Source organism: Microbacterium amylolyticum, assembly GCF_011046975.1.
GTDB lineage: Bacteria > Actinomycetota > Actinomycetes > Actinomycetales > Microbacteriaceae > Microbacterium > Microbacterium amylolyticum.
Window position 1 is genome coordinate 2162339 of sequence record NZ_CP049253.1, and the last position, 14767, is coordinate 2177105.

A 14767-nucleotide genomic window follows, 5' to 3' on the forward strand; every position below is an offset into this window, starting at 1 on the left:
CGGGGGAGCCCGCGCGGCAGGGGAACGGTAGCCTCGACGGATGGACTACCCCGCGACGATCGCCGAGCCCGTCGTCCACGAGCTCGACGTCAAACGGTCGCGGTTTCTTACCTACCTTCAGCCGGTGGGATCCGTGGTGGAGGCTGATCAGTTCATCGCGATCGTCCGCAAACGCCACTGGGACGCCAATCACAACTGCACCGCCATGATCACGGGAGTTCTGGGTGATCAGGCGCGTTCCTCGGACGACGGCGAGCCGTCGGGAACCGCAGGGGTACCGATGATGGAGGTGCTGAAGCGTCGCGGCCTGACCGACATCGTCGCGGTTGTCACTCGGTATTTCGGCGGGGTGAAACTGGGCGCGGGCGGTCTGGTGCGGGCATACGGCGGCGCCGTCAGTGAGGCCCTCGACCACGCCACGATTGTGTACCGACGTGCTCTGACGCGGGTGACGCTCGACGTTCCTCACGCCGATGCCGGCCGCTTTGATAATCACCTGCGCGAATGGGCATCTCGTGGCGGAGCGACCCTGGGCGAAACCACCTACGCACAGAGCGCAACGCTCGAGGCATGGGTTCCCGAGACGGAGCTTGTTCGTCTCCGCGATGATGTCGCCGCCTGGTCGCAGGGCACGGTGACACCCCTCGTCGGCGAGGTTCGCGTTGTTGATGTGATCGACTGATCCGAGGTGAGGGCGGTGCGCATTCCGTCCGGCGCGTGGCCGCGAAGGGGACGTGCGGGCGCGCGAGTGGCAGACTCGACGTGATGCCTTCCCTTCTTGACGCCGTCCGTTCCGCGGGCGCCGACGCCGATTCCCTGTACGACGCCTTTCTCGAATGGACGCTCGAGAGGGGGATCGAGCTGTACCCGGCGCAGGACGAGGCCGTGATGGAGCTCGTCCAGGGCAACAACGTCATCCTTGCCACGCCCACCGGAACCGGGAAGTCGCTTGTGGCGACGGCGGCGCACGCCATCGCCCTGGGGCGCAGCGGACGCACGTACTACACGGCGCCGATCAAGGCCCTCGTCAGTGAGAAGTTCTTCTCGCTCGTGGAGATCTTCGGCGCCGAGAACGTCGGTCTCGTCACGGGAGACTCGTCCGTGAACGGCGACGCGCCGATCGTGTGCTGCACAGCGGAGATTCTCGCGAACCTCGCGCTGCGCGAAGGAGAAAGCGCGAACGTCGACCAGGTGGTCATGGACGAGTTCCACTACTACGGTGATCGCGATCGTGGCTGGGCCTGGCAGGTTCCGCTGTTACTCCTGCCGCGCGCGCAGTTCCTGCTGATGTCGGCGACCCTCGGCGACACGACCATGATCGAACGCGACCTCACCCGACGCACCGGTCGCGAAACGACCCTCGTTGCGGGTGCCGAGCGACCGGTTCCCCTGCACTTCAGCTACGAGAAGAAAGCCGCTCACGAGGTGGTCGAAAACCTCCTCCAGGAGAGCGAGGTCCCCGTTTACGTCGTGCACTTCAGCCAGGCGCAGGCTATGGAGCGCGCCCAGGCGCTGTCGAGCATCAATGTCACCACCCGCCCGCAGCGCGATGAGATTGCTGAGGCAATCGGCGACTTCCGGTTCACGACCAATTTCGGCAAGACGCTGTCACGGCTGGTGCGCGCTGGTATCGGCGTACACCACGCCGGAATGCTCCCGCGCTACCGCCGCCTGGTCGAAACGCTCGCGCAGCGCGGTCTGCTCCGCGTCATCTGCGGAACCGACACCCTCGGCGTTGGCATCAACGTGCCGATCCGCACGGTTCTTGTCACGGCGCTGTCGAAGTATGACGGATCTCGGATGCGCCGACTCGGCGCCCGCGAGTTCCACCAGATCGCCGGCCGTGCGGGACGTGCCGGATTCGACCCGTACGGCAACGTCGTCGTGCTGGCACCCGAGCACGAGATCGAGAACGAACAGGCCATGAAGAAGGCGGGTGATGACCCCAAGAAGCGCAAGAAGGTGCAGAAGAAGCAGGCGCCGAAGGGATTCGTCAGCTGGAGCGAGCAGAGCTTCGAGAAGATCATCGAAGCTGAACCTGAAGCGCTCAGCCCGCAGATGCACATGACGTCGGCGATTCTGATCAACATCATCGCCCGCGGCGGTGATGTCTTCGGCAACGTCCGTTCCCTCGTGTTCGATAACCACCAGCCGCGCCGCGATCAGTACGCGCTGGCCCGTCGGGCGCTCGCGATCTTCCGGACGCTGCGTGACGCCGAGCTCGTCGAGATCGTCGACGGGAACATCCGCCTCGTTGTCGAATTGCAGGCGAACTTCGCGCTGAACCAGCCGCTGTCCCCGTTTGCTCTGGCGGCGATCGAGCTTCTCGACCCTGATGAGGGCGACGGGGGCGTCGGCTCGGGAAGCTATGCGCTCGACGTTGTCAGCATCATCGAGTCGACGCTGGACAACCCTCGCGCGATCCTGTCTCAGCAGGAGTACAAGGCGCGTGGCGAGGCCGTCGGTGCCATGAAGCGAGACGGCATCGAGTACGAAGAGCGCATGGAGCTGCTCGAGGAGATCACGTACCCGAAACCGCTCGACGACCTGCTGACACAGGCGTTCGAGACGTTTGCGACATCGCAGCCGTGGGTGCGCGACTTCCCGCTGTCGCCGAAGTCGATTGTGCGCGACATGTTCGAGCGGGCCATGACCTTCGCTGATTTCGTGCAGTGGTACCAGCTGGCCCGCAGCGAGGGCCTTGTTTTGCGATACCTCTCCGATGCGTTCCGGGCGATTCGCCAGACGGTTCCGGCCGAGGCCCACTCCGAGGAACTGGATGACATCGTCGAGTGGCTCGGCGAGATGATCCGCCAGGTGGACTCGAGTCTCGTTGACGAATGGGAAACGCTCGTCGCCGGAGCCGACCAGGCGCCGGGGGACGGGCCCGTCGTACCTCCCGCGCCGCCATCCATTGTCAAGAACGAGCGGGCGTTTACCGTTCTGGTTCGCAACGCAATGTTCCGCCGCGTGCAGCTGGCGGCGCTGGAAAAGGACGACGAGCTGGAGGCGCTGGACCCCGAAGCCGGCTGGCCCGAGGCACTCGATGCCTACTTCGCCGAGCACAACGAGATGCTCACGGGCGGTGCCGCGCGCGCGCCCCAGATGTGCCGCATCGAGAAGGGGCGGGAGACGTGGCTGGTGGAGCAGACGATCGACGATCCGGAGGGGAACCACGACTGGCGCCTGACCGCGATGATCGACCTGCAGGCATCGGCCGACGAGGCGGAGGCCGTTCTGGCCGATGTGTCGCTCGCCCGGCTCTGACACATACAACGGCGGCCCCACTCCGATGAGGGAGTGGGGCCGCCGTTGTATGTGTGATCAGGCTTCGCCGACGAGCCCGCGAGCGATTGTGGCCGTTGCGGCCAGCCACGCGCGCTGGGTGTCGGGGCGCAGAGCCGCGAAGTGTAGGTGGCCGTCGATGATCGCCGGGTCGAAGGGGATCTGCACAACGTCGCGGGTGAGCTTGCGGTAGCCCTCCACAACGCGGCGTACTTCGTTGGTCGGCGCCTTCGAGTCGGCCTGGTTGACAATTGTCACCGCGTTCGCGGCCAGCTGCGCGGATCGCTCATCGCGCTCTGCCAGAGCGTCGAGGAGCAACGCACCGGCTTCCGCGTGCTCGTCTCGTGTGGTCGTGGCGACGACCAGCTGATCCGTGTGATCGATCATGCGACGCCACAGCGGGTCCGACTCATCGTTTCCGGAGTCCATCACGATCAGGCGGTAGTACCGGGCGGCAACCGCGTGAATGTGGTCGACATCGTCAGCGCTGATGCGCTGTTCCTCCGCGAGCGCGATGGGCTGCGACCGCAGAACGTCGAAGCGGTCGCGACGCTGGTGGTGAACGTAGTGCGCAACGTCTGCGGCCTGGGCCTCGGCGGAGAGCAGGTGATCGGATGCTTCGAGGAGGTCGTGCAGGGTGGCATCGTGTGCGCCCTGTTCGGTGCGCCAACCGAGCGTTCCACGGGTCTGGTTGTTGTCCCAGGCAAGAACTCCCGCTCCGCCGAAGCGCGCAAAAACGGCTGCGGTCAGGATCGTCGTTGGGGTCTTACCGGATCCGCCCTTGCCGTTCACGACGGCGATGGTGCGCGGGCCCGGCCAGTGCTGAGCGACCGCCATCTGGTCGGAGCGCTCGGAACGCTCGCTTTCTCCCGGGGCCATCCGCAGGCCCATGCGGGTCATCGCCCCGCGGAAGCCGCGTGTTGCGGGCTCTTCTAGCTGCTCGTCGCGCTCGCCGGTGAGGAAGGTTTCGCGCTGCGCGCGTCGGTCGGCGAACTCGCGCGAGGAAACGCGCGGTGTTGCGATTCCGGCCGGTGTCTTCTCGGCCGAGCCAGCGGGGCTCAGGGTCGGAGCAGAGGAGCGTGCTCGCGCGGCAGCCGGATCGATCACCGGCAGGGACTGTGTTGCCGCATCGCGCGGGGCTTGGCGTGTGATGGGGGACTCCTCTGGCAGGCTCGCGGCGGGCGAGGGGGTAGCGGCGCGCGGAACGGGCCGCGGTGCGCCCTCCGGCGCGGCGTATTCGACGTTCTCGTTGCCGTCGACCACAAGCGGCCATGTGCCGTCGGGTTCGCTGACGATCACGCGCATCGGCGAACCGATTTGCCGGGCAATCTCGGCCGTCATCCTGACGATCTCGCGCCGCGCGTCCTCGGCGTGGCTCGTCGCGATCGTGCGGGGCGTCTCGTCGACGACCAGGACCGCAGACCCGTTCTCATGGATCGTGGCGTTGAGTCCGTCGTCGTTCGAGCTTTCGCGCATCGGGTCCCTCCCGTGACTTCAGGCGGCCGTTCGTCGGCCCCCTCGTATCGGTAAGCCTAGTGTCGGGTTCCCTCGGAAGCGGGTGATGGGCGACGCGTTTTCGGCGTGCCCCTTTCGCGAGCGGGCTTCTTATCGCACGGAGCGAGATTGTTCACCGCCCCGCTTGCTCAAGCGTTAAATATGTCAATTCTTCACGTCGAACTGGCCATGAGAATCACTCACTCTTTCCTAGCCTGGAGGAAGAACACGTCCACGAGGCAAGGGAGCCGCATACCGTGAGCGACGCATACGAGGAGAACCGCCGGCAGTGGAGCGCTCGGGAAGAGATCGCCGAGCTGATGATTCCGCAGATCGGGCGGCTCTCGCGAGGTCAGGGCATCATTCCCTCCGTGCATGGTCGCCGCCTCACGGGGCTGTCGCCGACGGACCTGCTCACGGCGCACCGCTTTCCGCGCACAGCCGGCGATGAGATCCTCGAGCCGCACAAGACGATGGCCATTCTCGCCGGTGTGGAGCGGGTGGCAACGGTTCCCGCGGCCGTCGACGTGGCGAGCATCGTGTCCCGGATGGAGGACGAGGGGCTCAGCCTCGACGACGAGACCATCGACGCCTTCCTGCGCCGCGAGCTCGCGGGCATCATGGCCGTAACGGCGCACGGGCCGACGGACGTCATCCTGTACGGCTTCGGACGGATCGGCCGCCTCGTCGCGCGTATTCTCATCTCGCACCAGGGCGCGGGAGACGGGCTCCGGTTGCGCGCGATCGTTGTGCGCGGCGGCGGCGCCGGAGATCTGGCCAAGCGTGCGAGCCTGCTCAGCCGAGACTCCGTTCACGGGGCGTTCGCCGGCACAATCGACATCGACGAGGCGTCCGACACGATCCGGGCAAACGGTGCACTGATCCGGGTGATTCGCTCGAACGATCCGGCGACGATCGACTACACGCAGTACGGAATCGACGATGCGATCGTCATCGACAACACCGGCATCTGGCGGGACGAGGAAGGGCTGGGGCAGCACCTGCGTTCCCGTGGCGTCGCCCGTGTCTTGCTGACGGCCCCCGGCAGCGGTGCCCTGAAGAACATCGTCGCGGGTGTTAACGACGAGAGCATTGAAGCGGAGGACCGTATCGTGTCGGCGGCCTCGTGCACGACCAACGCGATTACGCCGGTTCTCTCGGCTCTGGATGAGGCGTTCGGCGTTGAGCGCGGTCACGTCGAAACGGTGCACTCGTACACCAACGACCAGAACCTCATCGACAATTTCCACAAGGGCGACAGGCGCGGCCGTGCCGCGGGCCTGAACATGGTCATCACCGAGACCGGCGCTGCGCGGGCTGTTGCCAAGGCGTTGCCGCAGCTTGCCGGACGGTTGACGGGGAGCGCGATTCGCGTTCCCACGCCCGATGTGTCGCTCGCGATTTTGCACCTGCGACTGTCGCGCGGCGCTGCGCGCGATGAGCTCAACGCCTTTCTGCGGCACACGTCGATCGCCTCACCGCTCCGCGATCAGATCGACTACAGCGAATCGCCGGAGGCCGTCTCTTCCGACTTCGTCGGGAGCACCCGGGCCGGAATCGTCGACGGGCTCGCCACAGTGGCGGATGGGAGCGAGGACGTCGTGCTGTACGTCTGGTACGACAACGAGTTCGGCTACTCCAGCCAGGTGGTGCGCGTGCTCGAGCAGATGGCTGGACTGCACACGCCCGAGGTGCCGGAGCGGCACGGCTTCACGGCCGCCGATGCGGTTGCCGAGGAACTGGCGAGCGAGGCGCAGACCGCCCTGGCCTGAGCCCTCACTATTTCGCGACGAGGGTGGTCTCGAAGCTGTACATGTCCGGTCGGGCAGGGCGAGGAAAAACTCATCATCCCCCTGGCGGGGTCGTTCCACGTCGACGTTATCGGCGACGGCGAGCCACGAACGATCGAGCTGGCCGGACGGCGTTCGGTGTTTGACGGGCCGAGCGACACGCTCTATGTGTCGACGGCCGAGACAGCGACGATCACGGGCATCGGGCGCGTTGCCGTCGCCACCAGTCCCACGGACACCATCGTCGAGACACGGCATCTGTCGGCCGCTGACACCCCCGTTGAGCTCCGCGGCTCCGGCGCATCGAGCCGGCAGGTGCACAACTTCGGAACGCCACAGGCGCTCGATGCCGCACGCTTCATCGTGTGCGAAGCGATCACCCCGGCCGAGAACTGGTCGTCGTACCCTCCGCACAAGCACGATGAGCACCGCCCCGGTCACGAGTCGCGACTCGAGGAGATCTACTACTTCGAATCGGCGCCGACACGCGTCGGGGGAGAAAACGCCCGTGCCGCTGCGGCGTTCGGGATGTTCAGCACGTATTCCTCTCCGGCCGGTGCGATCGACATCAACGCACAGGTGCGAACGGGCGACGTCGCTCTTGTTCCCTACGGCTATCACGGTCCCGCCGTGGCTGCGTCGGGGTACGACCTCTACTACTTGAACGTGATGGCGGGGCCCGACGCCGAATGCGTGTGGCACATCAGCGACGACCCGGCACACGCCTGGGCGCGCGAAACGTGGGAGGGGCAGGCGTTTGACGAACGCCTGCCGTACGAGAGCAGGAGCGAGGCATGAGCACGGTGAAGCGGATGACGGTGAGCCAGGCGCTCGTCAAGTTCCTCGCGAACCAATGGACCGTCGACGGCTCGTACCTCATGCTCAACACCGAGCTCGTCACCGCGGTCGCAGAGGGCCTCAAACTCATCGTTGTTCTCATCCAGCACCATGGCTACGCCTCGATCGGACACTTGTCCGAAACCGTTGGGTCCGAGCGCTTCGGTACCTGGTATCGACGCTACGACGAGACAGAGCGCCACTTCCAGAGCGAGGAGGTGCTGCCGGTCGACCTGGCGGCCAACGCGCGCAGCTACGGCATCCACACGGTCGAGGTGCAGCCGGGGCCGAACGCAATCGTTGACCTTCAGCGCGCGATGGCGGAGGCGAAGGCTTCGGACGAGTCCACCGTGATTCACATCAACAGCGACCCGCTCATCTACGCTCCCGATGGTGCGGGATGGTGGGATGTGCCGGTGGCGGAGGAATCGTCTCTCGACCCCACGCGTACGGCACGTGCCGACTACCTCGAACAGCTGAAGGCAAAGCGGCCCCTCCTTGGTTGAACGCGTTGCGTCGACTGGCGCAGACGGATAGAGAAAATCTCCGACGCTTCACGCACGCGCTCAGTAAGCTGAGTCCGACGATCGGGAGGCGGAAGATGAGGCGAGCGGCTGAGGCCATCGAAGAGGGCGTGGCAATCGCCCTCGCTGCCGCGCGCCTGCAGGTGAAAAACCGCATCCTGATTGACACGATCGCTCAGGACGACGATTTCGACCACAGCGCCTTCCTCCCCTACGCCAAAGACTCGCTTCTTGCGCTCGCGTCAGAACAGGAGCGCGCTTCGGAAGCGGTGCGAACGCAGCGTGCCAAGGCATGGGGCAGGCATAGTGATCCGCACGGTACGCACGACTACCGCGATCGCGATGTCCGCAATCTTCGCAAGCGCGCTAAGCAGTATGCGGGCGTTGCGAAGAAGCTCCGCGGCCTCGCGGAGGACGAGGACACCCTGCAGAACCTCGTTGAGGCGGCACGTGATGCCGCGTGGCACGACGTCGAATCAACGCTTGAGCGCCGCCTGCAGATCGAGGCAATGCGCCCCGACGACGACCCTGACTACGACATCATGCGCGAAGCCCGCATGCAGGCGCTGCGCCTTGTCGACCTGCAGACCCTGGCGAGCGACACGAAGAAGCGGCAGCAGGCTCGCGAAGCGCAGAGCGAAGCGGGCTGACCGGGCGCTCCTGCGTTCACGGAATCCTCAGACACGCCCGGATTGGCGCGTCAACCCCGCGGATTTCGCGCTCGGCACGCGGACGTTGTAAAGTAATTGAGTTGCCACGGCAACGACAAATGCGCCCCTAGCTCAATGGATAGAGCATCTGACTACGGATCAGAAGGTTGGGGGTTCGAGTCCCTCGGGGCGCACACGTCGCACAAAGGCCCGGTTCTTCGGAACCGGGCCTTTGTCGTTTTCCGGGTTACCGGCCAAAAAGAGTGGATGGGTCTGGCGTGTCACCCGCGTCCTGCCCATCCTGATCGGGACCAGAGCCCTTCACCCGCGTCGAGACCTGTGTCATAAAGGGCGGGGCCGATCGGCTCCTCGTCCGGTGCCGGCCCGGTGACGGGTTCGACGGGTTTCGCGAGGTCGAGAGCGTGTTCGAGTGGGAGCTCGTGCAGGGTGAGATACCACTCGACCGCGCGGCGGCGGTGTTTCTCGCTCATTCCCCGGTGTCGACGCAACAGGTCGCGGATCTGTGCGTTTAGTCCCTCGAGTGGGCTGGTGGTGCGCGGGTTGCCGTAGGCGATGTGAGTGAAGATGAGGTCCTTCCTCACGACCAGGCGGACCAGCAGCCAGGCCTTCCGGAGCCGGTCATGGGTAAATCCGAACTGGCCGTTGCGGAACAAGGTCCGTTCGGTGGTGAGGTGACCGAATGACTGCCACCATTGCTCCAGGAGCAGTTGCCACTCGATGGCGGAATCCGCGTCACGGACGGCGGAGAGGTCCATCACCAGGCGCCGTAGCGCGCGCCCGGCCGGGGTTCTGGGGTTGCGGGTGAGGTGACGGGTGATGTTCATCTGCAGGTGGAATAGGCAGCGTTGATGCTTTGTCTCGGGCCAGGCCTGTCGTAGTGCGGACGGGAGGCCGCTGCCGCCATCGGAGACGACGATGCCGGGCGCGGGGATCTGCTCGAACAGTGCTTTCCAGGCCGCGGTGTTCTCTCTTGCGCACCATTGCCAGGCGAGGACGTGTCCGGTGTCGGACAGGGCGATGAGCAGGCACCAGGTGCCGATGTGGATGCCATCGACGAGGACCGCGTGATAGGTCGTCTCGACCGGGCCCAGCCGCGGGGAGATGTCCCAGCACCACGCGGTGCGGCGACGGAACGAGCGCCCGGTGGCCGTCCCGTCGATCTCGGCTTGGGTGAGTTTCCCGGTGAGCCAGCAGGCGAAGGCGCGGAGCTGTTCCCGGGCGGTCACATCGGGTCGGCGGCGCACGCTCGAGGATCCGCAGGACGGGCAACGCCAGCGTTGGGTTCCGGAGCGGTGTTTCCCGTTCTTGACCAGCTTGCTGCCGCATACCAGACAGGTCGTCGAGTTCGTCGGAAGGTCCACGAGTAAGCCTCGCAGACCATGCCTGTTCTCGTTCTACCGCGCGATCACGCGGTTAGATCACGGAGTCATCCACTCCTTTTGGCCGATAACCCCGTTTTCCGCCGAGGTGCGTCTCGGTGGGAAGATGTCGCCGCGGTCGTCGCCGAGGCGCTGCGTCCCATCGTCAGCGAACTGCGCGGATCGATCGACTATTTCCGCACCAATGGGCGGGTCCTTCGGCCCGTCGTTTCTCAGCTCCGGCTCACCGGCGGGGGGTGCCCCTATGTTGTTCGTCAAGTCGAACTGACGCCTCGTGCGCATCAGATCGTGGGCGATGCCGGAAAGCAACGGCGGTCGTAATGCAGGCTTGGTGAACCCGGATGAGCGAATAGCCTCGGACGAATCGACGCGAAAGGTGTTCGGAATGGTTAGAGCGTTTATGACGGATCCCTCACTGCTCGATTCGTTGAACGGCCAGCAATATTTGGTGGTGCGTCCGGCAGGCAAGGTCGCCTCGTTCTACGAGACCGAGCAAGAATCGCTTCTGAGCGTGCTGCCTGGTTCGGTTTCGTTCCCGAACACGGGCCACGTCACGCTGCGCGGCTTTTATGAACCCGAGCGTGTTGACGCGTTGCGGGAGCTTCTCGTGCGCTGGGCCAGCGAGCAACCGGCTATTCGGTTGCAGGTCGAGGGTGTTGACGGGTTCCCTCCGCCGTTCCAGGTGCTGATCGCTCGTTTGCAGCGGACGCCATCGCTGATCGAGGCGTACGCCAGCCTCACGGCGGCGCTGGACGCCACGGACTTCTATCGCATTGGTGAGCTCACGCTTGATGAATGGGTCTTTCATCTGTCATTGGTTTACGCGAGCACCCTTTCCGAACCCGATTGGGAGAAGGCGCACGAGGTCAGCCGGCGTGAGTTGGATCCTGCCCCTGCGGAGGTCTGTGCCACTGTCGAGTTTGTTTGGTACGAGAACGGGATCGAGCGTTCGGAGCGACTTATGCTTGGCGGGGTAGCTGCCGAAGAGGCGACTGGGCGCTAAGCGGCGCTTCGCCCTGCGGCAGGTTCGTAGAAGGTGCCGTCGCGGAGCATCGCGTTCTTCAGGATCTTGTTCCCGCGCCGCGACGAGTACTCGCCTCTGATCGAGGAGCCGGATCGTCGGGTGACGGGGGCGAGGCCGGCGTAGGCGGCGAGGTGTCCAGCAGTGGGGAAGTGTTTGCCTGCGACTTCGGTGAGGAGTCTGGCTGCGGTCCTGACGCCGACTCCGGGCATGCTCGTCAGGACGGGCTGAAGAGGGTGCGCATCCACCAGCCTCTCAACCTCCGCCGCGACCTCGTCCCGCTGCCGCCGCAGCGTCGCGACCTGCGCCGCGAGCCGCGGCAGAACCAGTGTGGCCGCGTTGGTGCCGGTCACGACGACGGTCTGCTGATCGAGCGCGACGACGATCTCGTGCGCCCAGTCGCGGGCCTTCCGGGGCGCGAGTTTCAGCATCCGGGTCGCAATGCGCTTCTCGCCCGCCGCGCGCAGTTCGGCCGGTGACGGCCACCTTTGCATCAGGTCAAGAATCGCGGGGTGATCCAGGCGTGGCCCGATCACGCGTTCCAGTGCGGGGTGGATCTGGGTGAGTAGTCCGCGGATGCGGTTGCCGACTTGCGTGATCTGCGCCGCGAGGTCATCGTCGAACCCGCAGAGCATCGACAGCTCCGCGACCTGCTCGTCCGTGACCTGTATCGAGCGCAGCGTGTGCGGCATCGTCCGGGCGGTCTCCGCGATGATCGCGGCATCCCTGGCGTCGGTCTTCGCCTCACCCGGGTGCAGGTCCGCGATGATCGCGGCATCCCTGGCGTCGGTCTTCGCCTCACCCGGGTGCAGGTCCGCGATCCGCCGCATCGCCAACCCCGGCAGGTAGCCCACGACCGCTCCCGCGGCTTGCGCGACCGCGACGGGCAGTGCGCGGATCGTCGCGGGCTGGTCCACGATGAGCAGCACGATGCCGTGGTGTTGCAGCTCGCTCAGCACGGCGCGGAGGCGTTGCTCGTCGTTGGGCAGTGCCTTGTCGTAGAGCTTCTTGCCGGTGCGGTGGAGGGCGACTGCGTGGTGTTCGCCTTTGCCGACGTCGAGTCCGACGAACACGTCGACTTGGTCGTAGTTTTCGATCTGGTTGGCCACCGCTCCTCCGCTCGCTCGGGTTGGCAGCTGCGGCGGTGCGTCTCGGCATCCACGTTACGAACGACCTCGAGCGTGCTCGGGCCTGGCCCCTATCAGCGATCACCCACCGCCAACCAGGCTCGGTGACAACACCCCCCCCGGATCATCGAGGACAGGGGGGACCAATCATGCCGAGCCCGGCAGGCTGCCACCGCCCAGCATGCTCGCCGAGCGGCTACGAAGAAAGTAACGGGGGGGATGGGCGGCGGCGATATCAAGCTCGCGGCGCTGCTGGGGCTCTTGCTCGGCTGGATCGGATGGGGCGCGGTGATCGTCGGCGCCTTCGCCGGATTCCTCGTGGGATCGCTGGTCGGGATCACGGTCATCGTCGCCCGCGGCGGCAGCCGGAAAACGGCCTTCCCGTTCGGCCCGTCCATGGTCGTGGGGGCCGCAATCGGCGCTGTTGCCGGGCCAGCGATCGCTGCCGGGCACCTGGGACTTCTCGGGCTGATCTGACAGGACGCGCCCGTAGGATGCTTCGGTGAAGACGAAGATCATCCTCGATGTGGATACCGGCGTTGACGACGCCATGGCCGTTCTGACAGCAGCGTTGTCGCCCGAAACGGACCTGCTCGCGTGCACGACAACGTGGGGAAACATCGACGTTGATCAGGCGGCGCGCAACACCGCCGCCGTTTTGCAGCTCGCCGGACGCTCCGATGTTCCGGTCTCGCGCGGCGCCGCCGGGCCTCGCGACGGTAGCCCCGCCTGGTACTCCCACAACGTGCATGGCGTCGACGGCCAGGGCGGCCAGGCCGATACCTCGTTCGTTCCGGAGCTGTCCGGAGAGACCGCGGTCGAGACGATTCTGCGCCTGACGCGCGAGCACCCGGGCGAGATCGAGCTCGTCGCGGTTGGGCCGTTCACGAACATCGCGGCGGCGCTCGACGCCGACCCCACGCTGCCCGAGCGCGTGCGCGGCGTCACCGTGATGGGCGGCGCATTCCTCGCGCCCGGTAACGTCACGCCCGTCGCTGAGGCGAACGTCATCCACGACCCCGAGGCGGCGCAGGTCATGGTGGACGCCGATTGGCGTGTGACCTTCGTCGGCCTCGATGTGACGATGACCGACATGATCACCGAGGTACAGCGCGAGCGCCTTGCCGCGGGCGGAGAAATCGGCCAGTACGTCGCGCGGATTCTCGACTTCTACTTCGACTTCTACCGTGAGGTCACGGGGGAGCGGTGCGCCGGAAACCACGACGCGCTTGCCGTTGCCGTTGCCACCGGCCTTGTCGTTCCGACCCTCGCACCGACGGTGCGCATGGAAATCGATGACACGCACGGGCCAGGGCGCGGACAGACGATCGCGGATCTGCGCCCGATGACGAACGGCTGGAAGGTGCTGAACGGCGCCCGTCACTGTGCGGTTCTCGAGATCGAGCCCGGCTTCACCGACCGCATGATCGATCTGCTCGCGCGTTCTTAGTCATCTGTTCTTTGTCCGGTGTACACCGGACGTCTGCTCCCACGCTCCGACGTTTTACGCAGTCCGCGGGCGTTTATCCCGCTCTTGGGGCGTTCGCGGCCGCGACGGTGCACGACTTTTTCAACATCATCGCCGTCGCGATTCTGCTCCCCATCGAGATGATGTTCCACATTCTCGATCGCAGCGCCGGGGCGCTCGCGAGCGTCACCTCGGGTGATGGTGGCATCATCGCCGCGATCTTCGGCGGGATGGGGGCCGTTGTCAGCACGATCACCGAACCGATCTACGACCTCGTGAAGTGGGTGCTGGGGCTTTTCGGGATGCACCACGTCGCCGAGGGGCTGCTGATGATCGCGATCGGAATCGCCCTGATCCTGCTGGTGATCAACAAGATCGGCGGTCTGCTCAAGGTACTCATGGTGGGCAAGGCGAAGGACGTGCTGCACACGGCGATCGGTCGCGGACCACTGACCGGAATCGCCTCCGGTGCCGTGATGACCGTGATGGTGCAGTCATCGTCGACGACCACGGCGCTCGCCGTTCCGCTCGCGGGATCCGGGGCCTTTTCGCTGAAGCAGATCTCTCCCTTCACGGTGGGCGCGAACATCGGCACAACGGTCACCGCCCTCATCTCGGCGTTTGCCTTCACGGGCGTTGACGCGCAGATGGCCATGCACGCCTCGTATGTGCACCTGTTCTTCAACCTTCTTGCCGCCGCCCTCATCCGCGCTGACTATGAGGGCACGGACGACATGGCTGAGCTCAGCGGATGGGTGGCCGGTGACGCCAACGCGCTGGCGTGCATGGGAATCGGAAATTACTTCGAAGCGGATGCTGATGAGCGCGACCTCATCACAAACGTGGCGATCGACGGTGAGCTTCCCACGCTCGAGGCGGCGACATCGGGCGCGTATCCGCTGACGCGGCCGCTCTTCATCGCCGTGTCGACGACGGCGATCGACAACAATCCGGATGTGGCGGAGTTCGTCGATTACTACGTCGAATACGTCCCGAGTGTGCTTCCTTACGCCGGCTTCTACGGTCTTTCGGACGAGGCGTTAGAAGGCGCGCGGCACCGTTGGGACGCGCGCGCAACGGGCGCGATTTTCGACGGCGAGGAGTTCCCCGAGGGGGCGATCGAGGACGCGCTCGCGAGCTCGTAATGTGAACCCGTGATTGTTACGCCAAC

The 14767-nt window shown here is 65.6% G+C and carries 11 protein-coding genes, 1 tRNA gene and 3 pseudogenes; 12 read left to right on the forward strand and 3 right to left on the reverse strand.

Annotation, left to right across the window (positions count from 1 at the left end; genetic code table 11):
- Positions 1–40 precede the first annotated feature (40 nt).
- Both G6N81_RS10475 and G6N81_RS10480 read left to right on the forward strand, forming a co-directional pair.
- Positions 41–682 (forward strand): IMPACT family protein, encoded by a 642-nt coding sequence (locus G6N81_RS10475; protein WP_165136597.1) that lies wholly within the window; start codon positions 41–43, stop codon positions 680–682.
- An 83-nt stretch (positions 683–765) separates the two neighbouring features.
- Positions 766–3267 carry a DEAD/DEAH box helicase gene (locus G6N81_RS10480; RefSeq protein ID WP_165136600.1) on the forward strand — a complete coding sequence of 834 codons (2502 nt, stop codon included), beginning with the start codon at positions 766–768 and terminating at the stop codon, positions 3265–3267.
- A 57-nt stretch (positions 3268–3324) separates the two neighbouring features.
- On the opposite strand, the gene G6N81_RS10485 is transcribed toward G6N81_RS10480, so the two are convergent.
- On the reverse strand, positions 3325–4761 hold the full coding sequence (locus tag G6N81_RS10485) for an AAA family ATPase (protein WP_165136603.1): 1437 nt from the start codon (positions 4759–4761) through the stop codon (positions 3325–3327).
- Positions 4762–5099: 338 nt separating this feature from the next.
- Here G6N81_RS10485 and G6N81_RS10490 point away from each other — a divergent pair, with 338 nt between their 5' ends.
- The 5 genes and pseudogenes from G6N81_RS10490 to G6N81_RS10510 all read left to right on the forward strand — a co-directional run bounded on the left by G6N81_RS10490 (position 5100) and on the right by G6N81_RS10510 (position 8774).
- Positions 5100–6551 (forward strand): glyceraldehyde-3-phosphate dehydrogenase, encoded by a 1452-nt coding sequence (locus G6N81_RS10490; protein WP_241245146.1) that lies wholly within the window; start codon positions 5100–5102, stop codon positions 6549–6551.
- A 57-nt stretch (positions 6552–6608) separates the two neighbouring features.
- Positions 6609–7367: pseudogene (gene iolB / locus G6N81_RS10495) on the forward strand (5-deoxy-glucuronate isomerase); the annotation flags it as partial.
- Between the two features lie 65 nt (positions 7368–7432).
- Positions 7433–7912, forward strand: a pseudogene (locus tag G6N81_RS10500) (thiamine pyrophosphate-dependent enzyme); the annotation flags it as partial.
- Positions 7913–8007: 95 nt separating this feature from the next.
- Positions 8008–8580: an asparagine synthase gene (locus G6N81_RS10505; protein WP_165136612.1), complete on the forward strand. Its 573-nt coding sequence runs from the start codon at positions 8008–8010 to the stop codon at positions 8578–8580.
- A gap of 121 nt (positions 8581–8701) precedes the next feature.
- Positions 8702–8774, forward strand: a tRNA-Arg gene (locus G6N81_RS10510).
- Positions 8775–8861: 87 nt separating this feature from the next.
- Here G6N81_RS10510 and G6N81_RS10515 read toward each other — a convergent pair.
- Positions 8862–9962: an IS1249 family transposase gene (locus G6N81_RS10515; RefSeq protein WP_165136615.1), complete on the reverse strand. Its 1101-nt coding sequence runs from the start codon at positions 9960–9962 to the stop codon at positions 8862–8864.
- A 78-nt stretch (positions 9963–10040) separates the two neighbouring features.
- On the opposite strand from G6N81_RS10515, the gene G6N81_RS10520 reads away from it, so the two are divergent.
- Positions 10041–10301: a hypothetical protein gene (locus G6N81_RS10520; protein ID WP_165136618.1), complete on the forward strand. Its 261-nt coding sequence runs from the start codon at positions 10041–10043 to the stop codon at positions 10299–10301.
- Complete coding sequence (locus G6N81_RS10525; RefSeq protein WP_241244958.1) at positions 10276–10983, forward strand: 2'-5' RNA ligase family protein; 708 nt, start codon at positions 10276–10278, stop codon at positions 10981–10983. The genes G6N81_RS10520 and G6N81_RS10525 overlap by 26 nt, the downstream gene beginning before the upstream one ends.
- Before the next feature lie 47 nt (positions 10984–11030).
- Here G6N81_RS10525 and G6N81_RS10530 read toward each other — a convergent pair.
- Positions 11031–12098, reverse strand: a pseudogene (locus tag G6N81_RS10530) (IS110 family RNA-guided transposase); the annotation flags it as partial.
- Between the two features lie 249 nt (positions 12099–12347).
- On the opposite strand from G6N81_RS10530, the gene G6N81_RS10535 reads away from it, so the two are divergent.
- Genes G6N81_RS10535 through G6N81_RS10545 form a run of 3 tightly spaced genes read left to right on the forward strand, consistent with a single transcriptional unit; the run spans position 12348 to position 14741 of the window.
- Positions 12348–12605: an A24 family peptidase gene (locus G6N81_RS10535; protein WP_165136624.1), complete on the forward strand. Its 258-nt coding sequence runs from the start codon at positions 12348–12350 to the stop codon at positions 12603–12605.
- Between the two features lie 25 nt (positions 12606–12630).
- Positions 12631–13578, forward strand: a complete 948-nt coding sequence (locus G6N81_RS10540) for a nucleoside hydrolase (RefSeq protein WP_165136627.1) — start codon at positions 12631–12633, stop codon at positions 13576–13578.
- Between the two features lie 11 nt (positions 13579–13589).
- Positions 13590–14741, forward strand: a complete 1152-nt coding sequence (locus tag G6N81_RS10545) for a hypothetical protein (RefSeq protein ID WP_241244959.1) — start codon at positions 13590–13592, stop codon at positions 14739–14741.
- Positions 14742–14767 lie beyond the last annotated feature (26 nt).